24 protein-coding genes are annotated in these 26,541 nt (G+C 57.9%); 9 read left to right on the top strand and 15 right to left on the bottom strand.

Going from position 1 to position 26,541, the window contains the following annotated elements; all coding sequences use genetic code 11:
* Nucleotides 1–5 precede the first annotated feature (5 nt).
* Complete coding sequence (locus QP324_RS08595) at nucleotides 6–947, top strand: nucleoside hydrolase (protein ID WP_284815620.1); 942 nt, start codon at nucleotides 6–8, stop codon at nucleotides 945–947.
* A 104-nt stretch (nucleotides 948–1,051) separates the two neighbouring features.
* Here the strand turns inward: QP324_RS08595 and QP324_RS08590 are convergent, their stop codons facing one another.
* Nucleotides 1,052–2,425, bottom strand: a complete 1,374-nt coding sequence (locus tag QP324_RS08590; protein ID WP_284815619.1) for a hypothetical protein — start codon at nucleotides 2,423–2,425, stop codon at nucleotides 1,052–1,054.
* A 203-nt stretch (nucleotides 2,426–2,628) separates the two neighbouring features.
* On the opposite strand from QP324_RS08590, the gene QP324_RS08585 reads away from it, so the two are divergent.
* Nucleotides 2,629–3,138, top strand: a complete 510-nt coding sequence (locus QP324_RS08585; protein ID WP_284815617.1) for a gluconokinase — start codon at nucleotides 2,629–2,631, stop codon at nucleotides 3,136–3,138.
* Here the strand turns inward: QP324_RS08585 and QP324_RS08580 are convergent.
* From QP324_RS08580 to QP324_RS08555, 6 genes are all read right to left on the bottom strand, one after another.
* Nucleotides 3,135–4,529 carry a GntP family permease gene (locus QP324_RS08580; RefSeq protein ID WP_284815615.1) on the bottom strand — a complete coding sequence of 465 codons (1,395 nt, stop codon included), beginning with the start codon at nucleotides 4,527–4,529 and terminating at the stop codon, nucleotides 3,135–3,137. The two genes, QP324_RS08585 and QP324_RS08580, sit on opposite strands and share 4 nt — an antisense overlap.
* A gap of 172 nt (nucleotides 4,530–4,701) precedes the next feature.
* Nucleotides 4,702–5,319: a hypothetical protein gene (locus tag QP324_RS08575; protein WP_284815613.1), complete on the bottom strand. Its 618-nt coding sequence runs from the start codon at nucleotides 5,317–5,319 to the stop codon at nucleotides 4,702–4,704.
* A 176-nt stretch (nucleotides 5,320–5,495) separates the two neighbouring features.
* Complete coding sequence (locus tag QP324_RS08570; RefSeq protein ID WP_284815611.1) at nucleotides 5,496–6,617, bottom strand: ABC transporter ATP-binding protein; 1,122 nt, start codon at nucleotides 6,615–6,617, stop codon at nucleotides 5,496–5,498.
* Between the two features lie 47 nt (nucleotides 6,618–6,664).
* Complete coding sequence (locus QP324_RS08565; RefSeq protein WP_284815609.1) at nucleotides 6,665–7,987, bottom strand: ABC transporter substrate-binding protein; 1,323 nt, start codon at nucleotides 7,985–7,987, stop codon at nucleotides 6,665–6,667.
* A gap of 81 nt (nucleotides 7,988–8,068) precedes the next feature.
* Nucleotides 8,069–8,914 (bottom strand): carbohydrate ABC transporter permease, encoded by an 846-nt coding sequence (locus QP324_RS08560; protein WP_269954385.1) that lies wholly within the window; start codon nucleotides 8,912–8,914, stop codon nucleotides 8,069–8,071.
* A 28-nt stretch (nucleotides 8,915–8,942) separates the two neighbouring features.
* Nucleotides 8,943–9,923, bottom strand: coding sequence for a carbohydrate ABC transporter permease (locus tag QP324_RS08555; protein ID WP_269954383.1), 981 nt, complete (start codon nucleotides 9,921–9,923; stop codon nucleotides 8,943–8,945).
* A 258-nt stretch (nucleotides 9,924–10,181) separates the two neighbouring features.
* Between QP324_RS08555 and QP324_RS08550 the strand changes: the two genes are divergently transcribed.
* The 3 genes from QP324_RS08550 to QP324_RS08540 all read left to right on the top strand — a co-directional run bounded on the left by QP324_RS08550 (nucleotide 10,182) and on the right by QP324_RS08540 (nucleotide 14,951).
* Nucleotides 10,182–11,399, top strand: a complete 1,218-nt coding sequence (locus QP324_RS08550; RefSeq protein WP_284815605.1) for an amidohydrolase — start codon at nucleotides 10,182–10,184, stop codon at nucleotides 11,397–11,399.
* A gap of 513 nt (nucleotides 11,400–11,912) precedes the next feature.
* Nucleotides 11,913–13,223, top strand: coding sequence for a threonine/serine exporter ThrE family protein (locus QP324_RS08545; protein ID WP_284766752.1), 1,311 nt, complete (start codon nucleotides 11,913–11,915; stop codon nucleotides 13,221–13,223).
* A 408-nt stretch (nucleotides 13,224–13,631) separates the two neighbouring features.
* Nucleotides 13,632–14,951: an MFS transporter gene (locus tag QP324_RS08540; RefSeq protein WP_284815604.1), complete on the top strand. Its 1,320-nt coding sequence runs from the start codon at nucleotides 13,632–13,634 to the stop codon at nucleotides 14,949–14,951.
* Between the two features lie 265 nt (nucleotides 14,952–15,216).
* Here QP324_RS08540 and QP324_RS08535 read toward each other — a convergent pair whose 3' ends face one another.
* From QP324_RS08535 to QP324_RS08505, 7 genes are all read right to left on the bottom strand, one after another.
* The gene (locus QP324_RS08535; protein WP_284815602.1) at nucleotides 15,217–15,552 is read right to left on the bottom strand and encodes a YrhK family protein; all 336 of its coding nucleotides are present in this window, start codon (nucleotides 15,550–15,552) and stop codon (nucleotides 15,217–15,219) included.
* Between the two features lie 12 nt (nucleotides 15,553–15,564).
* Nucleotides 15,565–16,884 (bottom strand): amino acid permease, encoded by a 1,320-nt coding sequence (locus QP324_RS08530; RefSeq protein WP_284815600.1) that lies wholly within the window; start codon nucleotides 16,882–16,884, stop codon nucleotides 15,565–15,567.
* A gap of 161 nt (nucleotides 16,885–17,045) precedes the next feature.
* The gene (locus QP324_RS08525; protein ID WP_284766814.1) at nucleotides 17,046–17,207 is read right to left on the bottom strand and encodes a glycine betaine ABC transporter substrate-binding protein; all 162 of its coding nucleotides are present in this window, start codon (nucleotides 17,205–17,207) and stop codon (nucleotides 17,046–17,048) included.
* A gap of 147 nt (nucleotides 17,208–17,354) precedes the next feature.
* Nucleotides 17,355–18,746, bottom strand: a complete 1,392-nt coding sequence (locus QP324_RS08520) for a hypothetical protein (protein ID WP_284766748.1) — start codon at nucleotides 18,744–18,746, stop codon at nucleotides 17,355–17,357.
* A gap of 502 nt (nucleotides 18,747–19,248) precedes the next feature.
* Nucleotides 19,249–19,986: a sulfite exporter TauE/SafE family protein gene (locus QP324_RS08515; RefSeq protein WP_239278727.1), complete on the bottom strand. Its 738-nt coding sequence runs from the start codon at nucleotides 19,984–19,986 to the stop codon at nucleotides 19,249–19,251.
* Between the two features lie 45 nt (nucleotides 19,987–20,031).
* Nucleotides 20,032–20,694, bottom strand: a complete 663-nt coding sequence (locus tag QP324_RS08510) for a TIGR03089 family protein (protein ID WP_239278728.1) — start codon at nucleotides 20,692–20,694, stop codon at nucleotides 20,032–20,034.
* Nucleotides 20,695–20,719: 25 nt separating this feature from the next.
* Nucleotides 20,720–22,351, bottom strand: a complete 1,632-nt coding sequence (locus QP324_RS08505; protein WP_284815598.1) for an LCP family protein — start codon at nucleotides 22,349–22,351, stop codon at nucleotides 20,720–20,722.
* Nucleotides 22,352–22,475: 124 nt separating this feature from the next.
* Between QP324_RS08505 and QP324_RS08500 the strand changes: the two genes are divergently transcribed.
* The 3 genes from QP324_RS08500 (at nucleotide 22,476) to QP324_RS08490 (ending at nucleotide 25,385) form a co-directional block, all read left to right on the top strand.
* Nucleotides 22,476–23,375, top strand: coding sequence for a glycosyltransferase family 2 protein (locus QP324_RS08500; RefSeq protein ID WP_284815597.1), 900 nt, complete (start codon nucleotides 22,476–22,478; stop codon nucleotides 23,373–23,375).
* 101 nt (nucleotides 23,376–23,476) lie between these two features.
* A complete protein-coding gene (locus QP324_RS08495; protein WP_239278732.1) occupies nucleotides 23,477–24,571 on the top strand; it encodes a sugar phosphate nucleotidyltransferase in 1,095 nt (364 codons plus the stop codon).
* Between the two features lie 565 nt (nucleotides 24,572–25,136).
* A complete protein-coding gene (locus QP324_RS08490; protein WP_005528147.1) occupies nucleotides 25,137–25,385 on the top strand; it encodes a WhiB family transcriptional regulator in 249 nt (82 codons plus the stop codon).
* A 79-nt stretch (nucleotides 25,386–25,464) separates the two neighbouring features.
* Here QP324_RS08490 and QP324_RS08485 read toward each other — a convergent pair whose 3' ends face one another.
* Entirely contained in the window at nucleotides 25,465–25,935 is a 471-nt protein-coding gene (locus QP324_RS08485; protein WP_005322429.1) for a metallopeptidase family protein, read from the bottom strand.
* 96 nt (nucleotides 25,936–26,031) lie between these two features.
* Between QP324_RS08485 and QP324_RS08480 the strand changes: the two genes are divergently transcribed.
* Nucleotides 26,032–26,499, top strand: a complete 468-nt coding sequence (locus QP324_RS08480; RefSeq protein WP_284815595.1) for a DUF3499 domain-containing protein — start codon at nucleotides 26,032–26,034, stop codon at nucleotides 26,497–26,499.
* Nucleotides 26,500–26,541 lie beyond the last annotated feature (42 nt).

Below are 26,541 nucleotides of genomic sequence, written 5' to 3'. Positions count from 1 at the left end.
GTGGCATGACGCGAAAACTCATTCTGGACTGCGACCCCGGCCACGATGACGCGGTGGCCCTGCTCCTAGCTTTGGGCAACCCCACCATTGATTTGCTGGGCATTACCACCGTCGGCGGCAATCAGACCTTGGATAAGGTCTCTCACAATGCCCTGGTGGTCAAGGAAATCGCCGGGCACCCGGACGTTCCGGTCTTTGCCGGCTGCGATCGCCCACTCGTGCACCCCGTCGAGGTTGCCGAGGCCATCCACGGCTCCACCGGCATGGACGTCGAGGGCGTCCAACTTCCGGAGCCAAGCACCGCGCTTGCCGACGCCCACGCCGTCGACTTCATCATCGACACCGTCATGTCCCATGAGCCCGGCACCATCACCCTGGTGCCCACTGGCCCGCTGACCAATATCGCGATGGCCGCGCGAAAGGAGCCGCGCATCGTCGAGCGTGTCAAGGAAGTCGTCCTCATGGGCGGTGGCTACCACGAGGGTAATTGGTCCCCGGTTGCCGAGTTCAATATCAAGATCGATCCCGAGGCCGCCCATATCGTCTTCGAAGAGCCTTGGCCCGTGACCATGGTGGGTCTCGATCTCACCCACCAAGCGCTTGCTACCCCAGAGGTCGAAGCCGAGATTAAGGCTCTGGGTACCCCAGTCTCAGAATTCGTCGTCGGTCTCTTCGGTTTCTTCCGCAAGGCATACCAGGCCAACCAGGGCTTTGATAACCCACCGGTCCACGACCCGTGCACCATCGCCTACCTCATCGATCCGGACATCGTCCAGACCCGCAAGGCCCCCGTCCACGTCGAGCTTGCCGGTGCACTGACCACCGGCATGACCGTCACCGACCTGCGCGAGCCTGCCGACGCCTCCTGCCACACCCAAGTCGCCACCACTCTCGACCACGCTGGCTTCTGGCGGCTCGTCACCGATGCCCTCAAAAACCTCGCCTAAGACACCCGCCGCGAGCCGCCCAACTTTCAGCCACGTTCTAGCCTTCCAATGCTCGGATTGATGCCAGAACGTGGCTGCTTTATAACCTATCGGAGTAAGAACCCCTAGCTCTCCTTACCGTTTAATTGGACTGCGTTACTACCAAGAAGTTCATTTGCTGCCTTTTGGTAGTCCGCCTCAGTGGGCTTGTTAGCTTTTATGACTTTATCTTCATCAAGAGACTTGAGGTTCTTCAAGGTGAGTGAAGAATTTTGACCACTGAGTTGGTAAACGCTTTTCTTCAAATCCGATACGCCATCTCCTCCCGCTTTCAATACGGCTTGCCTAAACATGGCGGTTTTTGCTGCGGAGCCTCGTGCTATGACCACCGTCCGTTCAGAGGCCTTGGAGTTTATTTCGGAGCGTACCTGGGATAGTACCGTTACGAGATAGTCGAATATAGGAATTTGGGAAGGGATCAGGTGGTCTTCGGGATTAGTCCAAGGAGTTGGATCCTCTTCCAACTGTTCCAGTGCTTCTGGAGCCAATTTCTTAACATCACTGCCCTTCGGGGATTGATAAGGAAACAGCTCCACCTGTGCGATTCCATCGGAACGATTACTTCCAGAATCTGATTGAACGTAATTTCTTAGGTGGTTTGCATTGTCAGCTGACTTAGCAAAATAGTCGCAGTGCCAATTTCCTCGCACCCAAGGTAATGCGTTGGCACCGTGGAGATTCAGCGGAGACGGGAGTATGAAATCACCTTCCCAAGGAACGAATGGGGCTTGGCTGTCTTTTGTGTCCGTGATATCGGAGGGCACTTTCAATTCCGTGATAGCGGAGAGTAGCTTTTCTTGTTCGGCAATCCATGAGCGTTTGGCTCGTTCGCACTGGGCATTGATTGCTTCGAGATCGAAATCGTTGTCAGTGGTATACCCCATGCGTGAGAAGAACATCATTAGTTTTTCTTTGGCCGATTTTTCATTTTTGGCTGTTTTTCCATTTTTGACTTCTTTTTCAACAGTGCTCCACAAAGCGTCTACGCTCTTGTAGGGACCGCCCAGAACCCAGTCGACGAATTCGTGAAAGCCTGGATTGAACGTAACTACTACGACCTTGGGATTGCTGAGATCACCCATAAAGGGTTGTGGAACGTTGGGGAAAAGGCGCGACTTTTCTTTCAGGGCTTTAGTATGGCCATTCGCATATCGAGCAGCAATTTTCCTTTGTTTGTCGCTCCAATGGGCCCAGTCCTCACTGTGAATGAGCGCTCGTTTAAGTTTTTCTCTTAAAGACTTTTTCGTTTTTTCTTCTCTTGAAGGATTGCCCGTTTTATCTACTTTTGAAGGATCCTCCGTTTCAGGGTCAAGGCTTTCGATTAGAGCTTGATAGCTTGAGATTCCCCCTGGAAAGACAAGGTTTTCATTCCAATCCTTATAGATGCTTCTTGCTGCATCCTCGGTAGGAGAGCTGTTGCTATTAGAACTGTTGGTCATCGGAGGTCCTCAGGATAGAAGGGAATAAGATGGGGCATTCACCATCAATGGTTTGCATGAATGATGGTAAGTGATTTTTCTGTACTTCACAGGGCGCTAAATGAAGAACAGTCAAGGGCCGAGGAGCTCGGCGAACGGAATAGTATTGAACTTGGTAGTTCGTGCTTGAAATCAACTATGAGAACCCAACCCAAGGAGCCACCATGAACCAGCACAGTTTTCGCCACGTCGTTGTCATGGGAGTATCCGGCTCAGGCAAGACGACGGTAGGGGAGGCCCTGTCTCCACTGGTGGGGCTGGAGTATCGCGATGGCGATGATATGCACCCGCAGGCCAATATCGACAAGATGGCGGCGGGAACGCCGCTCAATGATGCGGACCGGGAACCGTGGCTAAAACAGATTGGTCAGTGGCTGGCGAATAGGCCAGACGGCGCGATGGTGGGGTGCAGTGCGCTGAAGCGGAAGTACCGGGATCTGATTCGCCAGTACTGCCCGGCCGTGGTGTTCATTCACGTGCACGGGGACTTTGATGTTCTGTATGAGCGCATGCAGCATCGGCCGGGGCACTTCATGCCGGCGTCGCTATTGCAATCCCAGTTCGATACTTTGGAACCGCTGGAAGAAGACGAAACTGGCCGCGTCTTTGATGTGACGCGGCCAGTCGAGGAGATTGCCCAAAAGGCTGCTGCTTGGATTAAGACTGGGGCCTAAAAGAGCGCTGCTACTGCGTAGAGCACCAAGACTAGGGCAAAGCCGATGACGGAAATCAGAATTTGGTTGACCGTCCAGGTCTTCAGTGTGGTGACCGTATCCATGCCCATCAGGCGGCCGACGAGCCAGAAACCGGAGTCGTTGACGTGGGAGCCGAAGACAGAACCGGCGGCGGTGGCCACCACGATAAGCGCGAGCTGTAGCTCATTGAATCCGCCGGCTTCCACGGCGGGAACCATGAGGGCGGCGGCCGTTGTTAGTGCCACGGTGGCGGATCCTTGGGCTAAGCGCAGCGCCACGGCGATGAGGTAGCAGGCCAGGATAACGGGGATGCCGAGACCGGAGAGGGAATCGGCCAGGGCGTCGCCAATGCCAGAAGTGCGCAGTACTCCGCCGAACATGCCGCCGGCACCGGTAATGAGCACGACGGAACAGATGGGGCCAAGCGAGGAATCGACGAGCTTTTCCAGCGCGGTCTTTTCCACGCCGCGGCGCAGGCCCAAGACCACGAGTGCAATGAGGACGGTAATCAGCAGGGCAATGGGGGTTTGGCCCAGCATGACAAAGAACCGTACCCACGCGGCGTCGGCGTCAATGGTGCCATAGGAGACCAAAGCATTGAGGCCGGTGTTGAAGAAGATGAGCACCATGGGAATCAGCAGGATGGAGATCACCGTGGCGGCAGAGGCAGGTTTATGGGGCTGCTCGTTTTCGGCAAGGAGGGGACCCGCGATGGCATCAGTAACCTTCAGTGGGAATTTCTTACCGGAAAGCAGACCGAAGCGGTAGCCGGAGATATACCAGGTAGGCAGTGCCAGCAGCAGGCCGACGAGCAGGACGAGACCGAGGTCGGCCCCGTAGAATTCGCTCGCCGCGACGGGGCCCGGGTGCGGCGGCAGGTAGACGTGCATGACCGAAAACGCGCCGGCTGCCGGCAGGCCAAAGGCCAGGACCGGACCGTCCAAGCGGCGAGCAACGGCGAATATAACCGGCAGCATCACAATCAGGCCGGCGTCGAAGAAGATAGGAAAGCCCATGATCAGCGAAGCCAGGCCGAGCGCAAGGGGCGCTTTGGATTCGCCGAAGCGGCGGACCATGGCGTCGGCAAGCGACTTAGCGCCACCGGAAGCTTCCACCAACCGGCCAATCATGGCACCCAGCCCCACCAACAATGCCACCGAACCAAGGGTGGAGCTAAAGCTTTCAGTCATGGTGGGCACGATTCCCTCGAGGGGAATGCCCGCAGCTAGCGCCGTGAGCGCCGAGACCACCAGCAGCGTGAGGAAGGCGTGAAGCTTGAAGTAGATGATCAGCACCAAGATTACGGCGATGGCGGCCACCGCAATGCCCAGCAGCGGGCCGGTGGATAGTGTAGGTTCCCACGTTTCCATAGAGAGTTCCTTTTCCTTTGCAAACCTTTGAATAAAGGAAACGTTAGCAGTGGTCCTGTGCGCTGCCTAAAGTAATCGGCTAAATGCGACCTACCCAACACGTAGCCAGGTGAAGACAGAAAAATCCCCTAGGCACCGTACTGGGCCTAGGGGAAAGGAGGCGTCAGGCGATTTAGTCGAACTGGCCCTGGATGATAGCCGCCGCATCCAGCGGGGTCACGTGGTAGGAGATGGGATTCTGGTTGGCGCCGGCCATGAGCGCGCCGGCGCAAGAGTGACCTGCGCCCATCATGTGGCCCAGCTCGTGGGCGATGGTGCCCTGGACTGCCTCTGGGTACTGGGCATTAGGAATCTTGATGAAGACCATCTTGTGATCTGGGTAGGCAGCGCCCTGGACGTAGCCGTTTGGGTCGGGCTTGAAGATGATGGTGATGGTGTCATCATCAGCCTCGGAAGGCTTAACCTCCTTCAGGGAAGCCTTGCCCTTGAGGGCCTTGTTCCACTCGGCAACCGCGGCATCCAGCTGCTTGCGGTACGGGAAGTTTTCGACCACCTTGTACTCCAAAACGCCATCTTTGAAGTACGGCTTTACGGAGTCCTCATCGTGGAGGATGGAAGGATCCGGAACCGGCTTGCCATCGTTAGCCAGTTTGGTGATGGTTTTGCATGTGCCCGGGGAGATGAGGGAGCGAACCGGATCGCTCTTGGCGCTAGCGGCCGGTGCGGCGACGGTGCCGAGGATGGCGGAAGCGGCTAGGGTGGCGGCAGAAAGCTTCTTGAAAGAAGGCATAGGCAGTGAGTTACCTTTCGGTTGATTTTAAGGTTCGCAGGGTGCGTATTTCCCAGCAATATTCGTGGTAAACGGCATTGTATGGGTGTCTTATGCGTGCGAGCATATATCAGTTTCTTATTGTCTGCAAAGGGAAAAATAAGAAACTGAGGAACTTACTGCCTCTTTACCGCCTTCTAGTTCAATCGCTCCCCAGTGGTGGTGCTAAACAAATGCACGCGGTCTGGGTCGGGAGAAACGTAGAAAGTATCGCCCACCGCATAACGACCGCGGGCATCGACCAGGATGCCGGTCTGGCCGCCCATCCGGGTCGAGGACTTGAGGACGCCGTCGGCGGAGCTGTTGCCGGTGGCGTCGTCAAGCTCACCATAGACATAGGTCTGGTTGCCCAGCTCTTCGACGTGCGCGACGGTGAACTTTGCCCCGCCGTTGCCGGTATCGCTTAGCTGCCAGTCCTCCGGGCGGATGCCCACCGTGACGGTCTCAACGCCCTCAAAGTTGTAGTTGGCCAGATTGATGCGGGTAGAGCCGATGGTGAGCCCAGAGGAGTTATGGGTGAGGTCGTAGATATTCATCGCCGGGGAGCCAATGAAACCGGCGACGAAGACGTTCTGCGGGCGGTCATAAATGGTGCGGGTGGTATCCACCTGCTGCAAGACGCCGGCATTGAGAACGGCGACGCGGTCCCCCATGGTCATCGCCTCGGTCTGGTCGTGGGTGACATATACGGTGGTGGTACCAAGACGGCGCTGCAGGTTAGAGATCTGCGCGCGGGTGGAAACGCGCAACTTGGCATCCAGGTTGGACAGCGGCTCGTCCATGCAGAATACGGCTGGTTCGCGAACGATGGCGCGGCCCATGGCCACGCGCTGGCGCTGGCCGCCGGAGAGATTTGCTGGCTTGCGGTCCAGAAGGTCTTCCATCTGCAGGATTTCCGCGGCCTCGTGCACGCGGGATTTAATCTCGTTCTTGGGGACCTTGCGGTTTTCTAACGCGAAGGACATATTCTGCGCCACGGACATGTTGGGGTAGAGGGCATAGTTCTGAAAGACCATGGCCACGTCGCGGTCCGATGGGCTGACCCCGGTGACATCCTTGCCGCCGATGCGAATGGAGCCGCGGTCGGTGGGCTCGAGGCCTGCCAGCATGCGCAGGCTGGTGGACTTGCCGCAGCCGGATGGGCCGACGAGAACCAAGAATTCGCCATCGGCAATATCCAGGTTGAGGCGGTCAACGGCGGGGCGTTTCGCGTCCTTAGAGTAGATGCGGCTTGCGCCATCGAAGGTGACAGTAGCCATGGTTACCTTTCAGAAACTAGTGGGGGAAGGGGAGGGGCTGCGAGAGCCTACTTATTGATGACGGTCTTGACCTGGTTGTCATAGATGGACTGCAGGGTCTTTTGCAGATCGGTCAGCACCTTGGTGACGTCATCACGGTTGGTGACGATCTTTTCAAAGGCGCCGCCGATTTCCTGGTCCGCGCCGGGCAGGAAGACGCGGGCATTATCCTGTGGGCGTGTCTCAGGCAACTGCTTGATAGCGGTTTCGAAGTTCGGGTTGTCCTTCATGAACTTCTTCTGGCCCTCGTTGTCCACCGCGGTGGAGCGCACCGGCATGTAGCCCACGTTCTGGGACCAGTAGCAGGTGTTTTCCTCATTGGTGATGAAATCAATGAGCTTGATAGCAGCCAGCTGGCGGTTCTTGCTGATGCCAGCCGGGATGGCCAGACCGGCACCACCGGTGGGGCAGGCGCCGTCGCCAGTCGGGTTAGGCAAGAAGGCGGTGCCGAGTTCGAACTTGGCGGTATCGGTCAGACCCGCCAGGTCGCCGGTGGACAGGACGGTGGCGGCGGCGCGGCCGGTGCCGAACTCCATGGCCATGTCATTGCCCACGTAGGAGTAACCGTTCTTCTCATCCGTGATGTCCTTGAGCCACTCGACGGCCTTGATGGTCTTGTCATCGGTGAACTTCAAGTCCCACTCATCGGAGTAGGCACCACCCTTGGACCACAGCGGGCCCTGGAAGATCCAGCCCAGGTAGTCCACGGCATCGCCCCAGCCGAAAGGCTTCATCTTGGAGTCCGCCTCGGCCAGCTTCTTGGACCACTCATCCATCTCGTCCCAGGACTTCGGGCCGCGGTCCGGCAGGCCGGCCTTCTTCCAAGCGTCCTTGTTGTAGTAGAACAGCGGCGTGGAGCGGGCGAAGGGGAGAGCAAAGTGGCCGCCATCGTAGTTGTAGTCCTCATAGAGCGGCTGCACATAGGTAGACAGGTCGATGCCTGCTTCCTTGGCAAGGTCGTCTACATTGGCGATCTGGCCGTTGATAGCAAAGTTGTACCACCAGACGTCAGACAGCACCACGATGTCCGGCAGGTCCTGGCCGGTGAGAGCGGCGTTGAACTTCTGTGCCGCTTCTTCGTAGTTCTTGCCGGCATCAACGAGGTTGACCTTGATGTCCGGGTTCTCCTTTTCAAAGCGGGAGATGATCTCCTTCTCAATATCCTTGGAGGTGCCCGGGTGGTTGGACCACCAGGTCAGTTCGGTGACTTCACCGTCGCCGCCCTTGTCGTTGCCACCCTGCGGGTTGGTGGACGAGGTGCCGGCACAAGCTGCGAGTGCGGTTGCAGAAGCGGCCGTGGAGGCCAGGGCGAGGAATTTGCGGCGTAGCATGTAGTTCTCCTTAAAAAGCGTGGTTAAGGGGTGGAAAATAAAGCAAGCAGAAACGGCGAGCGTGGGTGGGGAAGAAGCCTTCTAACCCTTCACGGCGCCAGTGGTAAGGCCTTGAATCATGTACTTTTGCAAGGCCAGGAAGATGATGATCATTGGGATGATGGTGAGAATGGTGGCGGCCATTACCGGGCCCCAGTTGGTCACGCCATCGTTGTTTTGCAGCATGGTCAAACCCACCTGCAGCGGGGCAACGTCCTCTGTATCCGCCATGAGGAAGGGCCACAGGTAGGTATTCCATTCATTGACCATGGTGATGACGGAAAATGCGGTCAGCGTGGGCCATGAGACCGGTAGTAACACCTTGGTGAGCAGGCGGATAGGGCCGGCGCCGTCCATGCGGGCGGCTTCCACCAGCTCATAGGGCAGGGACAAAAAGTGGTTGCGCATCAAGAAGGTACCGAAAGCCACGCCGGCCAGCGGCACGATGATGCCCACGAAGGTATTGCGCCAGCCCAAGGAATTGACCAGGGCGTAGTTGGAAATGACGGTGATTTCGCTGGGCACCATGAGCGAGGAAATGACCAGCAGGAATACCAGGTGGCGGCCCGGGAAGCGCAGGATGGCCAGCGCATAGGCGGAGATAACTCCCAACACGATCTTGATGATGGATAGCACTGCGGTAATAAGCACCGAGTTGCGCAGGTAGGTCCAGAAAGGCACGCGGGTGGTGGCGTCGGAGTAATTCTCAGTCTCCCATACCGGCGGAAGCCAATTGACCGGGTCGGTATAAATATCGCCCTTGGCCTTAAACGAGGTCATGAGGATCCAAAACAGCGGCAGGCCAATGAGCAGCAAGACCGCCAGGATGCCCAGGTAGCCGCCGATGAGTTTGGCGCGGCGGGCGGTGGGGGATTCATCCGTGACCATGTGAAGGGTAGAAGTAGCCATGTTGGGGTTAACCTCGCTTATCCATGATGCGGACCTGGATCAGGGTGATGATGAGCAGGATGAGGAACAAGATGGTGGCGGCAGTCGCACCGTAGCCGGCGCGGAAGTTGACGAAGGTCTCGTTGTAGATCTGGAAGACCAGCGTCTGCGTGCCATTGCCCTGCGGGCCGCCACGGGTCATGACGTTGATGATGTCGAAGACCTGCACGGAGTTGAGCAGCACCGTAATGGATAGGAAGAAGGTGGTATTGCGCAGCTGCGGCATGGTCACGCGCCAGAACTTGCGCCAGCGTCCGGTGCCGTCGATAGCGGCAGCTTCATCTAATTCCTTATCCAGGCCCTGTAGTGCTGCCAAATAGATGACAAAGGTATAGCCCAGGTTCTTCCACACAAAGGTAAAGGTCACCATGAACATGGCCCAGCCCGGTACTGCGTAGAAGTTGGGGGAGTCCACACCGAACCAGCCCAGTATTTCCTGGATGAGGCCAAAGTTGGGGTCGAAGACGAATTGGAAGGCAATGCCAATGGCCGCGCCGGAGATGGCATAGGGGGCAAAGACCACCGAGCGCGCAAAGTTGCGGCCCTTAATGTTTTGGTTCAGCAGCAAGGCCAGCGCTAGGCCGATGACCATGGAGCCAATCACTGCGAAGAAGGTAAAGACCAGGGTGTTGAGCACGATGGTCTTCGTGTCATCGCGGCTAAACCACTCCACATAGTTATCCAAGCCCACGAAGGTGGAGGTGGGGCTGGAGATATTCCAATTGAAAAAGGAGAGGCGGATATTGTCCAGCAGCGGCCGGTAGGTAAAGACGGCCAGCAAGATAAGGTTCGGCGCTAAGAGCGCCGCGGCCAGTAACCATTCCTTGTGGCGGTTGCGCTTGGCTTTGCGGACAAGCGCCGCGGAATCACCGGAGTTTTCCGCGCGTGCGGGAGATGCGGTTGTAGTGCCGACGACACCGGCACCGAGAGAGTCTTCCTGAAAAGTCACTCGGTCAATCTAGGGCGGGCAGGTGACACCCAGCTACACAGAAAACAAACATCTGATGAATAATAAGAAGCCGATGAGTTAAAGGTGGACACGTCATCAAAGATTCTATAAAGTCGCAGCGCAACCACCTATGATGCTGGTCGCTCCACTGCTTAACTATGCTCGACGTTACAAAGATGCCCCGCTTGCCGGCACCACTTTCCTCCCGCCCCACTACACTGGCTCCATAGTCCACCACGTGCCTACCAGGAGGAAGCAATGTCTGTCCGTACCGTTTGCAGCAACTATGACTCCGTCAAGGAATGGCAGGAGCCGCTGTATAAGGATCTGCACCGGCACCCGGAGCTATCCATGCAGGAAGAGCGCACGCTGGGCATCATTAAGGACAAGCTTTCTGAGCTTGGCTTTCACCAAATTGAAGTAGGCGGCGGCGTGGTCGGTGTCTTAGAAAACGGTGCTGGGCCTACCGTCATGCTGCGCGCGGATTTCGATGGCCTACCGGTTAAGGAGGACACCGGCCTGGATTATGCCTCCACCGATACCGCCGTTGACCAGGAAGGAAACACGGTCCCCGTCATGCACGCCTGCGGCCATGATTCCCACGTCGCCAGCTTGCTGGGCATGGGCGCGCTCATGGCGCAGGCTACCGACCAGTGGTCCGGCACGCTGCAGCTCATTTTTCAACCGGGCGAGGAGATCGCCGCCGGTGCTCAGTCCATGGTGGATGACGGGCTTGTGGATAAGGTCGCCACGCCGGACGTAGTACTTGGCCAACATGTCTTTGCCAGCAACTTTCCCGCCGGCACCGTGGCGCTGGCCTCCGGTCCTTTCATGTCCACCGCGGTGAGTATGGACGTCAAGGTTTATGGCCAAGGTTCGCATGGCTCTATGCCGCACCTCAGCGTTGACCCCGTGGTACTGGCCAGCTCCATTGTCATGCGCTTGCAGACGGTCATCTCCCGCGAACTCAACCCCTCCGAATTCGGCGTGTTGACCGTGGGCGCCATCAACGCCGGCTCGAAAGCAAATATCATCCCCTTCGAGGCCAACCTGAAAATCAATGTGCGCGCCTATAGCGAGCAGGTACGCGATAAAATCACCGGCGCCATCGAGCGCATCGTCAATGCCGAGTGTCAGGCTGCCGGCAGCCCGCAGCCTGCCGAGTTCAGCTACCACGATTCCTACCCGCTTACCAGCAACGATGAGGACACCACGGAACGCCTTAAGGAAGCCTTTGTGTCCTACTTCGGCACCGACCGCGTCCTTGATGCCGAGCCCCTCACCGCCTCGGAAGATTTTTCCACCATCGCCCGCGCCTTCGGTGTTCCCTACTGCTTCTGGGTATTTTCCGGCCGCGATGAAGGAAAGGATGTCCCCAACCACAGTCCGCACTTCGCCCCGCTGCTCCAGCCTACTCTGCGCACCGGCACCGAAGCCCTTATCGCCGCTGCGATGAGTTACCTAGGAAACAGCTAGCCGAAGCGCAGCATTCGGCCGCACGGCTCCAATAGGGGGTGCGGCCATTCCTTTTGGCATGCGCGCTGTATGAGGTGGCGGGGGAGTAGTCCGCAGGCTCCATAACCGCGAATTTGGTCCATGCATCGCTTTCCGACGCCCACTTCTTCCTCCACGCCCCAACCTACAGACCCCTAAAACAGCTCCAACGCCCGGGCCTCGCTTGGGGCCACAGGGCGCTGGAACTGGTTCTCTCTATCTCTCTTGCGTTCTCTCGAACACACAAATTCAAGATAATGCGCTAGGCTGCCATGGGTCTGTCATTTGCCTGTGAATATAGTGGCAGTCATTTGGTGGAGGATAAAAAATAGCTCAATCAGGTTACGGGTATCAAGGTGGAGGCTCTTGGATCGATGAGCCTGATTCACAAGAGGCTTCTTTTGCGTAAGATTCTAGGGAAACTACAAGCGCGCTATCGGGTTGGGGTCGACAAGTCTTTAATTGTGCGCCAAGAGCAGTGTCAGAGGAGGAGAGATGGCACAACAATTTGATCCAGAGATGCATCGGCAAATGGGTGTCGAGGCGGACGTTGTATTGCGGGTGGGAATGCTCCTAATGGGTGCCGGCACCTCTGGTTATCGCGTACTTAGAGGGATGAAACGGAGTGCACGAGCATTGGGGTTTGACCATCTAGATGCCACAGTGGGTCTGACGCAGATTACCTGTACGTTTCACCGCGGCGAATACTTCCGGACGGTCATTGCTCGGCAACATTCGCCTGCAGTTGATGCCTCTCGGATTGAAGCCTTGGAAGATTTGACCCACAATCGCCTCTACGCTGGGATCACTGCTCAGGAATTAGCGGCGATGCTGGATACTATTGAGCATAATGTCAAAAAGCGCTGGGGCGGTCTAATTCTTTCTTTCGCTGCCGCGATCGCATGTGCGGCGTTTGCGTATCTTAATTTTTTCCCGCTGGAAGCAGTGGGGTTGGTTGCTTTGGCGGCGTTTGCAGGCCAGTTTGTTCGTTATACAGTTCTCCACCGTCACGTTCATCAAATCGGGGGAGTGATTGCTGGTGGTGCGACGGCAAGCATAGTTTTCTTTTTATTGACGGAGATCTTCGGAGCTTTAGGTTCGGTGGAGCCCAGTGAATTGTCCTCGGGTTTTGTGGCGGCCGTTTTATTCCTGATTCCCGGGTTTCCACTTTTCTCTGCTTTGATCGACATAGCCCGCTTTGATCTTGATGCGGGGATTGTCAGGCTGGGGTATGCTTTCACCGTTATATTTACGGCCGCTTTCACGGTCTCTATGGTTAGCTGGCTGACTAAACTTAGTCCTGACCCACCTGCACCTGCACAGGATATGCAGTGGTTTTTGTTGGCGCCGGTTGCAAGTTTTTTAGGAATTGCAGGGTTTGCCTTCCTTTTTAACTCTTCCCGCCGCATGGTCTTAGTAGCGGCGTGCGTTGGAACCGTGGCAAATGAGCTTCGTTTGATTCTAATTCACGCGGGAACAACCATCTTCTTTGCGGCCTTCATGGGTGGATTGCTCATAGGGCTGCTGGGTGCAGTTGCTTCTAAAATGGCGCGTCTTCCCCGTATTACAACGACTGTTCCGGCCGCAGTGATTATGATTCCGGGAGTCACAATGTTTCGAGCGGTGTATTATTTGAATGATGGTCAAATGGATCAAGCATTGGCCAATGTCGCGACCGGAATGATGGTAGTTGGATCTATTGGTGCCGGTTTGGTCTTTTCTCGCCTGCTTACTGATAAGGATTGGGCCTTGGGCCGCCTAATTGATTTTGATAAAAAGCTTCCGCAGAGACCTTCTGCCACATAATGCCAAGGCTCTAGCTAGGGCAGTAAAACGCCTGCGGCCCTCGGAACCTAAAAGGAACCGAGGGCCGCAGGCGTCTCTCTCTACAAGGTGTTTCCATGTATCGGCTTAAAGCCGCCCTCTGGAAACTGAGGGTTCTCTCTATCTCTCTCATATGCGCTCTCTCAAACGCACGATTTCAGTATGGGGCATTGGGCTGTAGTGCCCATGGGGTCTGGTTGTTGGGTTGCTGTTAGTGGCTGGGAATTGGGTGGGGAGGGCGTCGGAAAGCGGGGCAGAGGTGGATGTGTGCAACATTGGCGCGTGAAAGTGACATAGAGCATAGTTGGTTTCTGTAGGGTGGAAGATATGCGCGCAGTCAGGCTGCGCCGTTTCACATGCTTGTAGAGCTACAGAATTGAGGTGAGGAGCATGTCTCCTCTCACAGCCCAACCCCCAGCCAAGGACGCCCTGCCGGCGCAGGTGGAAGAGGCAAAAGATACACAACGCCAGCATCGCTCGGCCATTAAGGCGGCGTTTATTGGCACCTTCATCGAGTGGTTCGACTATGCGGCCTATATCTATATGTCGGCGATTATCTCCCGGGTGTTCTTTCCGGAGATGGAAGGCCGCCGCGCGCTGATTATGACGTTTGCGCTCTTCGCGCTGTCGTTCCTGGTACGGCCGTTGGGCGGCATTGTGTGGGGTCACTTTGGTGATAAATACGGGCGCATCCACACGCTGACGGTGTCTATTGTGATGATGTCGGTGGCAACCGCGTGCATCGGATTCCTGCCGGGCTATGCCACCATTGGCTTTGCCGCCTCTATCTTGCTGTTGCTGTGCCGCATGGTGCAGGGCTTTTCCGCAGCCGGCGAGTATGCGGGCGCGGCCACGCACCTGGCTGAGATTGCCCCGGCCGGCAAGCGTGGCATCTATTCGGCGGTGGTGCCGTCCGCGACGGCCTCGGGCTTGCTCTTGGGCTCGCTCATTGCGGCGCTGCTGACTGGAGTCCTTGATGATGCCGCCCTGGATTCCTGGGGTTGGCGTGTGCCATTCCTGATTGCGCTGCCTTTGGGTCTGTACGGCCTGTGGATTCGCCGCAACACGGAAGAGTCCTCCCACTTTGAGGACCAGGATGAGCCGGAGGAGTCCCCGCTGCGCGAGGTTCTGAAGTACCCCAAGGCCCTGGCCATTGCCTTTGCGGGAGCGGTGCTCAACGCCATTGGCTTCTACGTCATTTTGACCTACCTGCCCACTTACCTGTCGGAGGAGTTGGGCATGGCCGCGACGCCGGCGTTTATCGCATCCTCGGTGGCGTCCGCATTCTATGTGGGCTTTGCCTTGCTCACCGGCATGCTTTCGGATCGTCTTGGTCGCCGCACGACGATGCTGTGCGCGGCCGCGTTCATGGGCGTGACCATCATTCCGGCTTTCATGCTTCTCGATGGCGCCGGACTCTTCCTCGTCATTATCATTCAGGTCTGCCTGGGTGGCGTACTGGCGCTTAACGACGGCGTCCTGCCCTCCTTCCTTTCCGAACAATTCCCCACGCACGTGCGCCTGTCCGGCTTCGCATTGACGTTTAATACGGCCAACGCTGTATTCGGTGGTACCGCACCGATGATTGCCACTTGGCTTATTGACGTCACTGGTCTGCAGCTTGCCCCCGCCTTCTACTTGGTGGCCGCGGCGCTGGTGACCGGCATCGCGGTTCTCTTCGCGTCGAAGAAGAATAAATTGCACGAGTAGTACCTTGGAGCCGTGTAAAACGCCTGCGGCCCTCGGAACCTGAAAGGAACCGAGGGCCGCAGGCGTCTCTCTCTACAAGGTGTTTCCATGTATCGGCTTTAGCCGCCCTCTGGAAACTGAGGGGTTCTCTCTATCTCTCTCGTATGCGCTCTCTCAAACGCATGATTTAAGTATGGGGTACGGGGCTGCTACTGCAATGGATTGCGCCTGATAGGTCGCTGCCAGTTGCTGAAAGTTTACTGTTAGCCCCGTCTGCCCATTGCGCCTAGTAGTCGTAACTTTCGGCGGTATTGGCATCTGCCCCAATGCGCTGCAGGTGCGTGCGGCGCTTCAGGCGGATGGCCGGGCGGGCTGCCATGCCTAGGCTGCCGAGAATATAGAAGACGGTGGCGACCATTGACATGCCGGCCAGCGTCAGCACCGAGCCAAGGATGAAGACCACGGAGATGGCGATGTCATTGGCAATGGAAAACGTCTCGTACTTGTTTTTAATTTTGATTTCGTTGTTCTGCCCGAGCTTGATTTCTAGGTCGGGATCTTTTTCCTGTTCTGACATGATGTCTCCCACCTTGCCAGACAGGAAAAGTCCTTGTCGAGCCACGTTTTTGTGCGATTATTGGAACATTCCCCAGATGGTGGCAAAGAGCACGATTAAGCCCATGACTGCCACAAAGTAGTTGGTCTTTTTACCGCGGAAGCGGGCTAGTGCCTCCACGCGGTAGATGACCCAAATAGGCAGCAGGTAGGTCATGAAGGCGAAGAAGACGCCGCCTACGACAGAAATCATATCCAGGATGGAGGGGTTGAAAATTCCTACTAGAGACGTGGTGATGAAGATGAAGAGGTAGGTCCACAGGTCAAGCGTGCGCGTAGACATCTTCTTTGTGGCCTTCGGTGCAGCCAGGTTGAAGAGGTACTGGGTCCCCTCGATGGTGCCAAGGGCGTGGCCAAAGTAAGAGGAGGCCACCGCGAAGATTACAACAATGGGCGCCATGTAGGCCATAAACGGGGTGCCGGTTTCATTGGCGAAGTAGGAGAGTACCGGAAGGTTCTTGTCATTAGCCTCCTGCATGCCGTCCGCGCCCATGGCCAGGGCGCAGGACCAGACGAAGAACATGGTGAAAAGGGTCAGCAGGATGGCGGAGTTGCGGATGACCTTATCGGACTGCGCGTGGTGGTCCGCGCCGTATTCCTTTTCCATGCCCAGGGAGAATTGGGAGATGGCGGCAACAAAGGAAAAGGAGAAGACCAAGACGGGAAGGATAAGGATGATGGCCTTGAGCACACCGCCGGCGCTGTGATCGCCGGCTTCCATGAAGGAACCCAAGTCCCATTGCGGGATGAGGTAGAGCGATACTGCTGCGAGCGCCACGATGAGCGGGTAAACCACGAACTGGGCAATCTTCAGCATGATGGCATTGCCAAAGGCAAGTGCCAGCGTCATAAGTCCCACGCATAGCGGTGCCAAGATGTAGCGGGAAATTTCCGGTCCGCCTAGTTGGTTGACGATGAAACTATCGACTGTATTAGTAATCGATACGCCGTAAATGAGCACCACCGGGAAGATAGTGAACCAGTAGATGATGGCGAGGATGATGCCGTTGCCGCGGCCGAAGAAGTGGGTGAGTACCGCGAGGACGTCCTCGCCATGCAGCGGCGAGTAGCTAATGATCCAGGAGAAGGCACGGTGGGCTAAGTAGGTCATCGGGAAGATGAGCAGAGTGGCTACCAGTAGCGGGATGAAGCCGAAGCTGCCGGCAGAAATCGGCAAGAAGAGGATACCTGCGCCCACGGCAGTGCCGAAGAGCGTGATTGTCCATTGGCTATTGACGGCCTTATTGGCGGTCACCTGGCTGTTGTTGGGGGTGTCTGCGCCGCCGGTAGTGGGTGAACTGGCCAGTGAAGCGGGCGCATTCGCAGTAGTGTGAGGCATAGAATTCATCCTTCAGTACTTGTGAATGAGCTAACATAAACAATCTATCTGAAGGTGTTAGCGAACGAAAGCAAATTTGTGATCTACGTTAAATAAATGTTAAAGACCGCCGCACCGAGGGTGGTGCAGCGGTCTTTGAGAATCTTGTTAAGGTGCCGCAGCTAGTCCGCGATCAGGTCTTCTTCCTTCAAGAAATCCAGCGCTATGGTGGTGCAGTCCTCGCCATCGACGTCGACGCGGACGTTGAGTTCCTGCATCTTTTCGTCGGTAAGCAGCTGCGAAAGAGGAGCGAAGAGCTCTGCAATTTCTGGGTGCTCGTCCAGGGCCTCGGTGGGGGCATCTGGAGCGGAGTGATGACATGTATGGGGAGGGGGACATGAAGGAAGGCCGCCGCACCATTTGATGGTGCAGCGGCCTTCTGGAAGTGACTGGCTAGGAAACTGTGTCCCTAGGGCAGAAGTAGGGTGTTCTTAGAACAGGCCCTCAGCCTTCTTGCCGGTGTCCTTCATGGTGTGCTCGCGGGAGTCAACGTTCTGGTCGTTGTGCTTGGAGTCATCACCCTTGATGCGGGAGGTCTGGGTTACCTCGATGTTGTTGATGAGGCGGCCTTCCTTGGTCTTGCCGTCGCCGAAGTCCAGGTTAGCGATGCGAGCTTCTTCGCCAGCGTTAATCGGGTTAGCCAGGGTTACCTCGAAGGAGCGGGTGGAGGTCTTCTCATTGAAGCCCAAGTCACGGATGTGAGCGCCGTTGGAGGAACGCGGGGTGATGAGGCGGTCAACGCCCTTCGGGCCCTTAACGGTCTTCACGTCAACGCGGAACTGGGTAGCTGGGAACTCGCCGTAGTAACGCTCGGAGCCAACGTTCTTAGCGCGCAGAGCAACGGTGCCTGCGAAGCCAGCGTGCTTAGCGCCGGACACGGTCAGGTAAGGCTCGAGGTCGAGCTTGTGCTTGGAGTCCTTCTTGTCCTCCTTGGCATCGACCTCTTCCTGCTTCTTCTTGTCGGCAGCCTCTTCGTTCTTGCCCTCTGCCTCAGAGACCTTCTCGGTTGCTTCCTTGGCGTTGCCCTCGGAGTCCTTGATTACCTCTGCGTCAGCCTCGAGGTTCTTGTCCTCTTCAACAACCTTCGGGTCATTGACGTCGGTGGTGTTCTGAGCGTCCTTGTTAGGAGCGTAGGAGTCGGACAGCTTGTCGTACAGCTTGACGCGAACCTCGTTTTTTACCGGCTGCATTGCATTCCATGCGGTCGGGGTGGACCAGGTGCCGTTAGGCTTGCAGTACTGCTGGGTGCCGGTCATGTTCAGCACGCGGAAGCCGTAGGTAGCTTCACCGGTGTGGTTTGGCGGAACGTCGTATGGTCCGATGGACTGGCCAGCTTCCCAGGACAGGGAGTAGGAAGCGCTAGCGCCGATCTTGGTGGCGATCTCGTGGGAGATGCCGAAGGAGCCCTCACCCTTCTTGCCGGAGCCCTTGCCGCCCAGGTTCATGGACGTGGTCTCGGTGCGGTCACCGTTGACGGAAAGGGAGATGGACTGAGACTTGGACAGATCCTGCTGCAGCGGGATGTCCTTCTTGGTCTGGTTGGTGGTGGAGATGGTGCCGGCCGGCAGGAAGCGATCGGAGACCTTGTAGACCACGGTGCGGTGGTCCTCCCACGGGTTGCATACCGGGCGAGGGTTCAGGACGTTCGCCTTCTTGTGGTCGGAACCGTGGGTGGTGTGGATGATTGGCAGATCCGGGTTCAGAGCCGGGGTCTCCGGGTAGGACTCGGTCTGGGTAGCTGCGCCAGCCAGCGGTGCCGCGAAAGCGGTGCCGGCGACGATGAGGCCGGCGGTCAGGCCGGTCATGCGACGACGAATCGACATATAGAACTTCTCCTGGGCAGGTAGAAAATGAATGAACTTATGAATGAAATCCAGCAACTCACAGTGTTGCGCTAAGAAAACGCTAAAACAGGCTCATAACTAATTCATCTCTTAGATGTCTATATATTTACTGGAGCGGAAGGTGGGTATTTTTTATATAGACCAACCTGTTTATTGGGATTTATTCCCGCTAGATGGCTGGCAGTGTGTGAAAAATTATTGATGGATAGATGTATATACAATGGCCGATCGACTTAAATTTGTAACACCCCTAGGTGGGGGTGTTCCTGTGGCTGCGAGAAAGGTATTGGCACCCTGTTGAAAAGTTGTGGACATGTCACAATATGCGCCGTACGCTGCATTTAGGCGGGTGGAAAGAGGTTATAAAATGCCTAAGCGTGAATGTTACGTGACATAAGTTAAAGGCGTTTACATTGCAGAGGTTGACGTGTTCCGCAACTGGAACCTGCCGGGGCCTTCCGCTGAGGGGTAGCGGGTAGGGCTAGAAAAGGGCGGCTTCGGCAATAAGCATGAGCGCCGCGCAGATGGCCACGATGATGACGATGCGGTTGAGGAGGCGCCTATCTATAAAACGGTTGAGGTAGTTGGCGGCAACGAGACCCACGACAACGAGGGGGAAGTAGGCCGCCGCTGCGGTCACCTGAGTGCTGGTGATCTGCCCATTAAACGCCAGAATTATAAGAGAAATTAAGGTTCCGAGGACAAAGGTGCCCGCCAAGGTGCCGCGGGTGCGGTTTGGGTCGAAGCGCTTCATGATCAGCGCCATGGGCGGGCCGCCGATGGAGGTCGAGGTGCCCAGGATGCCGGAGGCTACGCCGGCGATGAGCGTATTGGCGGTGGTGGGGCGAGGGCTCCAGCCCAAGCTGGATAGCGTCATAGCAAGGAGTACGGCGCAACCGATGAAGATGGACAGCCCATCGGGAGAGAGGCTGGCGATTGCCCACGCGCCCACCAGGGAACCGGGAATGCGGGCGAGGGAGGAAATGCCCACCACGCGCCAGGATGTCTCGCGGAAGGTGCGCGCGAGCGTATAGCTGGAAATGCACAGTGCCAGCAGCAGAATGAGCGTGGGCACGAGCTCAGGTCGAATGAGCGCGATAATGGGCGTGGCAATGGTGCCTAAACCAAAGCCGATGGTGCCCTGAGTAATGGTGCCAGCGAGGATGAGGACGCCGATGAAGATAGAGGACCATGCGTCCACAGAGATTCCCAGAAACATAACGAGGGCTAAGTATATCTGGGTCTAGCCTGCATACAGAAACAATTAGAGGCGTGCGGTGGCCTTCTCATTGGCGGCGATTTCCTCTAAGCGCTCGGCCGGGCACATGCCGGCAACGATGACCGCGGAACCGCCAGCGGCTAGGGGCTCGAGCACGGCGCGGGAGAAAGACTCATTATCGGACCAGCCGGTAGAAAGTAGGCGCTCGGCGGTAGCGGGGGCATCGACAAGCTGGGGCAGTGGTTGGGTTTCTCCGAAGTACTGATCGCCGTAGAAGCGCACGGTGGGGCCAAAATCGATGGCGCCGGTGGGAAGCTCCCCGCCGGACTCGACCACGCCGCGGCCAAAGGGGTTCTCGCTAATGAGCACGATGTCGGCCTGGGGCTGGCGCTCGTGGGCGGCCGCGTAGCGGGAAGGGGAGGTAAAGACGACGTCGGCAAGCGCGGCAGACTCGCCAAAGCTATAGGAAGGGCCAGAAGCAAGGGCGCCCAAGGCCACAACGGCCGCCTGCCACGAGGAAGGAAGATCGATAGCGATGGTGGAATCCGCCTCTAGGTCGAGCTCTTCTTCCAGCATATTGGCGATCTTGGCCACCCAATTGTCGAGCGTTTGTGCGGAAAAATCCATGCGCGCGCCGGTGGACTCGTTGTATACGGTAAGCCGCGGGGAGGCGGCATCGGCACGCAAAAGATGGGCGAGTAGTTCCATACCCGCCCATCGTAGGGGAGAAGTGCTAGTTCACGCAGCGCGGGCCGTCGCCACCAGCATCGATCTCTGGGGAAACCTTGGCGGTACCGAAGTCGTTGCCTGGGGTGCCAACCGGCTGGCTGGACTTATCTTCCTCCGGCTGCTGGTCGCTGGCTTCCTTATCGGAAGGTCCCTGGTAATCATCGGTAGCAACCACGATGAGGGTGTCGTCATCGAGCTGCGGATTCTCTGCCACCGGCAGCCCGCCCAGCTTCTTGGCCAGGGCCTTAGCTTCCTTGCTCGTCGGATCGGCGGCGACCACCTGCGACTCGCTGTAGATGCCCGGCTGCGCATTGGCGGAACGCTCCACCGTGTAGCCCTTGCCTTCCAGCCAAGAGCCGATGCCGGAGGCCAAGCCATCAATATTGCCGGCGTTGAGGACGTGAATATTGATATTCGGATCGACGTCCTTGTCCTTGTCCGCCTTTTCTTGCTTGTCCTTATCTTCGGCCTTGGACTCATCGGTGGCTTCATCGTGGGTCTTGGCCAGGTCATCCATGAAGCGGTGGACCTCGGCGGAATCGATGGTGACGATGGATTCGCCATAATCGCCCTGGCCGTCGATGGAGGTCACCGGGATAGTGGTGAAGGTGACATTGCCGCCGGCCAGACCGGCCAGCTGGGTAACAAAGCCCATGATGTCCCAGCCCTCATCGATGACTACGGAGCGCTCTACCGCCTTGGCAATCTTAGACAGCTTGGAAGGATTAGCCAGGGTGTCATTGTCCAGGATCTTATTGACCAGGGACGCCATGAAGGCTTGCTGGCGCACGATGCGGTCGAGGTCGCCGCGCGGGAGGTTATAGCGCTGGCGCACGAAGGCTAGGGCCTTGGCGCCGTCGAGGGTCTGCTTGCCCTTGCTGAACTTAGCGCCAGACATGTCATCATCAACATCATCGTTGAGGCAGACATCTACGCCATCGACGGCGTCAGTGAGCAAAGTAAAGCCCAACAGGCCCACCTCGGCGTAGTGATCAATAGACACACCGGTCAGGGTGCGCACCATGGCCAGCAATCCTTCGCGGCCGGCTTCGACGCCCTGCTTTTCGATGTCCTTATCCGAATGCGGCTTCTTTTTGCCCTTGGCCTCCGCCTCGGCATTTTCCTGCTCGAGTTCTTCCACCTTGGCGTTCTTGTGGGAGGCGAAGACGGCATTCATCTTCATATTGCCGTAGTCCGGATCCTTGACATAGGTATCGCGCGGAATGGATACGGCGGTGGCGCGGGAACCGTCCTCCGGAACGCGGATGAGCATCATGGTGTCGGTATTTTCCTCACCATCGGCCACGCCGGCGTGCAGGTCCGCCAGTTCCTTCTCGGAGAGGGGATTGCCCTTGGCATCGGTGCGCGAATCCTTGCCCACCAGCAAGATATCTACTGCGCCATCGAGCGAGTTACCGGACAAGCCCTGGCCGTCTAGGGACAAGTCAGTGGCCGAAGACATGCCACTATCCAACCGGCCTACGGTGGCATAACCCACGCCAGATACCACCAGGATCAAGGCAGACAGGAGTGCCACGATCGCCTTGATGGCCGTGGAACCTTTTTGCTTTACCGCACTAGCGGCAGAGGGCGCCGGCTGGATGGTGCGCGCCCGGCGAGTGTTCTCAGAAGTCACAAGTGGAGGCTTTCTAGATTGGTGGGGATCTGGAGACAGTTTAGGGCAGAAAAGCCAAAAATTAGTGATCCGTGTCCGATTTCGCGTGTTCGGGCAGTGTCCCTGCCCAGTGCGAGGAGCGCCTGTGACTAAGCTCGGGGCCATTGTGACTACACCAAATCAATCCCCGCTGGCCGTGATTACCGTGACCTATAGTCCCGGTGAATACCTCGGTAGTTTTTTGGACTCCCTGCCGAGCGCCTGCGCTCGCGGCACCAATGTTGTGCTTGCGGATAATGGCTCCACCGACGGCGTGCCCGAGGCCGCCGCCCGCGAACGTGCCGGGGTGGACTTTCTCGATACTGGCGGAAATATCGGCTACGGCGCTGGCATGAATGCGGGTGCCCGCTTCGCCCGCGAGCACGGTGGAGTGGATGAGGAATTTTTCCTTATTTCCAATCCCGATGTCACCTTTACCCCGGGATCTATTGATCAACTCATTGAGTGCGCCCGCCAGTGGCCGGATGCTGCGGCCGTGGGCCCGCGCATCGTGGAGCCGGATGGTAGCAACTATCCCTCGGCCCGCGCCGTGCCCACCGTGGCTACCGGCATTGGGCACGCACTCTTTTCTTCGATCTGGCCGTCCAATCCATGGTCGCGCGCCTACCGCGATGAAGCCGATATGACCTCCCAGCGCCCAGCCGGATGGTTATCCGGTTCCTGCCTTCTTGTGCGCTGGGATGCCTTCGACGCCATTGGCGGATTTGATGAGCGCTACTTCATGTATCTCGAAGACGTAGATCTAGGAGATCGCTTCACGCGCGCCGGCTACCAAAACATCTTTTGCCCAGAGGCCGTCATCAGCCACGCTAAGGGGCATTCCACCCAAGCGCACGCCGGAGCGATGCTGCGCGCCCACCACAACTCCGCCTATCGCTTTCAGGCAGACCGCCACCCCGCATGGTGGCAGGCCCCACTGCGCGGCGCGTTGTGGTTGGGCCTGCGAGTCCGCGGGCTTATTGCCTCAGCCTCGGCACGTTCTTAAGGCTCGGTGCGCGTGCCGTTGAACTGGATTGCGCGCCATACGCTCTACACTGTCCCTCAGAAAATCACAGAATAAAACTGTCCGCATACATAAGGAAGACTATGACTGAAGCAGCCACCACCCACGGTGCCAGCACGGATGCAGTGATTCTCGTCGGCGGCCGCGGCACCCGCCTGCGCCCACTAACCATCGGTACGCCGAAGCCGATGCTGCCGACGGCAAACTACCCGTTCCTGCAGCACCTGCTCGCCCGCATCAAGGCCGCCGGCATCGAGCACGTCGTCATGTCTACTTCCTATAAGGCCGAGGTCTTTGAGGAGTACTTCGGTGATGGCTCCGAGCTGGGCCTAGAAATCGAGTACGTGGTGGAAGAGACCGCGCTCGGCACCGGCGGCGGCATCCGCAACGTCTACGACAAGCTGCGCAATGACACGGTCATGGTCTTCAATGGTGACGTGCTCTCCGGCATGGATCTGGAAGGCATCCTCACCACGCACCATGACAAAGACGCCGATGTCACCATGCACCTGCTCAACGTGGCTGACCCGCGTGCGTTTGGTTGCGTGCCGACCGACTCCAACGGCCGAGTTACTGCGTTCCTAGAAAAGACCGAGGATCCGCCAACCAACCAGATCAACGCCGGTTGCTATGTATTCAAGCGCTCCGTCATCGAGTCCATCCCGGCCAACCGCGTTGTTTCCGTGGAACGCGAAACCTTCCCAGGGCTCTTGGCTGAAGGCCGGCTGGTTGTAGGCCACGTAGACAACTCCTACTGGCGCGATATGGGCCGCCCGGATGACTTCACCCGTGGTTCCTCCGACCTAGTACGCGGCATCGCGCCTTCCCCGCTGATTGAGGGCAAGACTGGTGAATCCCTGGTAGATCCTTCCGCCGGAATCGCCGGTGGCGTGCTGCTGCTATCCGGTACCGCCGTGGGCCGTGGCTCCGAGGTGGGCGCGGGCTCCCGCCTGGAGGGCACCGTTGTCTTCGACGGCGTGCGCATTGAGCCCGGCGCCATCATCCACAACTCGATCATTGCCTCCGGCGCCCACATTGGCGCCAACGCGGTCATTGAGAACTGTGTCATTGGTGAAGGTGCCCACGTCGGCGCACGCTGCGAGCTTCTCGACGGCATGCGTGTCTTCCCCGGCGTTTCCATCCCCGATGCCGGCGTGCGTTTTAGCTCCGATGCTTAACGCTTTCGCCGTGGTCTGGGCACTGCACTAGGTCCAGCTGACATAGGTCGAACTGAGGACAATGGAGCCTCGGTTCGGCCTCTCTTTTTATGGGCCACCGAGCCCGCCTGTCCGCAACGGCCGACATGGTGCGGAATCAGTGCGGGCGCGGAGGGGGTGGATCCCTTCTTTGCGGCGTTGTGCGCGCGACACGCCGGAATTTCCTGAAAATTGTTGACAGAAAAACGGGGTACCACTACATGTAGTACCCCCTACCTACACCCCCATAGGGGATCAGTTGTTACAGATGTGACGGATGGGGATCGTGTGCTGCGTTTTTGCCGGAAAGCGCGAAGAAGCCGCCAATTCGGGTTGACGATATTTAGTGATCCGGTGTGAAATTACATCAGTGAAAGAAACAGCGGCCGGCGCCGTTACTTCCACACCATCCCGGCGGGGTTGCCCAAGGGGAATGTGGTGTACAGTCGGTCGCACTGATGAGAATTACCCAACCTCGGAGAAAGGAAAAGGCGTGGACAAAATGGCTAATAACAACGCCATTCTCCGTGGCGGTGCTGCTGCAGAGATGTCGCTCGATGAACTCTTCGGTGCCGTCGAGCAGGAGTGGCAGGACCAGGCGCTGTGCGCACAGACCGACCCTGAAGCATTCTTCCCTGAAAAGGGAGGCTCTACCCGTGAGGCCAAGCGCATCTGCCAGGCCTGCGCGGTACGCGATGAATGCTTGGAGTACGCGCTGGAGCACGATGAGCGCTTCGGTATTTGGGGCGGGCTATCGGACCGCGAGCGCCGCCGCCTCAAGCGCGAGATTGGATAATTAAGGTGTCCAGTGAGGCCCCTGGCTAGCACGCAATGTGCGGCCAGGGGCTTTTCTGCTGCCGCGAAACCTACTGGGGCTACCAGCTATAGCGCGGGTCCACTTCTTCGGGGTCCAAGTTGAGGTAGTTGGCCACCAGCGCGGTAATAACGGTGCCCAGGAGTTCGGAACGCTCGGACGGGGTAGAGGCACGTTGCTCAATAGGCATGCGGAAGATGACCAGGCGCGCGCGGGTGGGCTGGCCCTCGGAATCTACACCGGCGGGAACCACGCGGCCGAGGGGAACTGGGCCATCGGCGATAATCTCATCCGGTAGTACGGTCATATCGGGAGAAAGCCGCATGCGCGGGATGGTGTCTACGGCCAAGTCGAGGCCACGCAATTGTGGCGCGAAGGCGTTTTGGATGGGGGCATAGGCCTCCAATACGGCCATGTCGAAGTGCTCGCGCGCGCTGCGGTAGCGCGGGGTCTGCTGGGGGAGGAGAGGTCCGCGCATGCCGTGGCCGTGGCGGTCGCGGGCGGGGCGGATATGCGGGCGAGCGGCGGTCATGACCCTGATTCTAAGGTGCTGGCGGGCCGGATTTAGCGGAGCCACGCCGGGGCGAAGACTATCTAAATCTCAACCAAGGGTTTAGACTTATGCGCTGTGACTATTTCTCGCCATTGCTCCCGCCCAGGCTGCGGCCGCCCCGCCGTGGCGACATTGACCTACGCTTACGCGGACCAGACGGCCGTCGTTGGACCGCTGGCGGAAGAGGAGAACCCACACAGCTGGGATCTGTGCGCCACCCACCGCGACCGCATCTCCGCCCCAGTGGGCTGGGAACTGGTGCGTGTGGATCGCATTGAGCTGGATGAGGAAGATGACCTGATGGCTTTGGCAGAGGCCGTCAAGGAAGATGGCCGCGTGACTACCGGCTTGGTCGATGACCGCAGCGCCGGCTCCGGTGCCGACCCCATCGACTACTCCGCGACCTTTGATGGGGCAGACCCCGCCAATTCGAATCACCCGGTCTTTCGCACCCGTCGCGTGGCTTATGCCAAAAAGGCGCGCCGCGCGCATCTTTCCGTCGTGCCCGATGAATCGGCGCCCGCGGAACCGGACGGGGACTGACACGAACCCCGTGGTGCGGTAGTTTCCCAGCGGGCGGGAGTA

The organism is Corynebacterium sp. UMB0012 (assembly GCF_030216265.1).
Classification (GTDB): Bacteria; Actinomycetota; Actinomycetes; order Mycobacteriales; family Mycobacteriaceae; genus Corynebacterium.
Note: the sequence above shows the minus strand (reverse complement) of the source record. Positions and strands in the feature narration are given on the sequence as shown.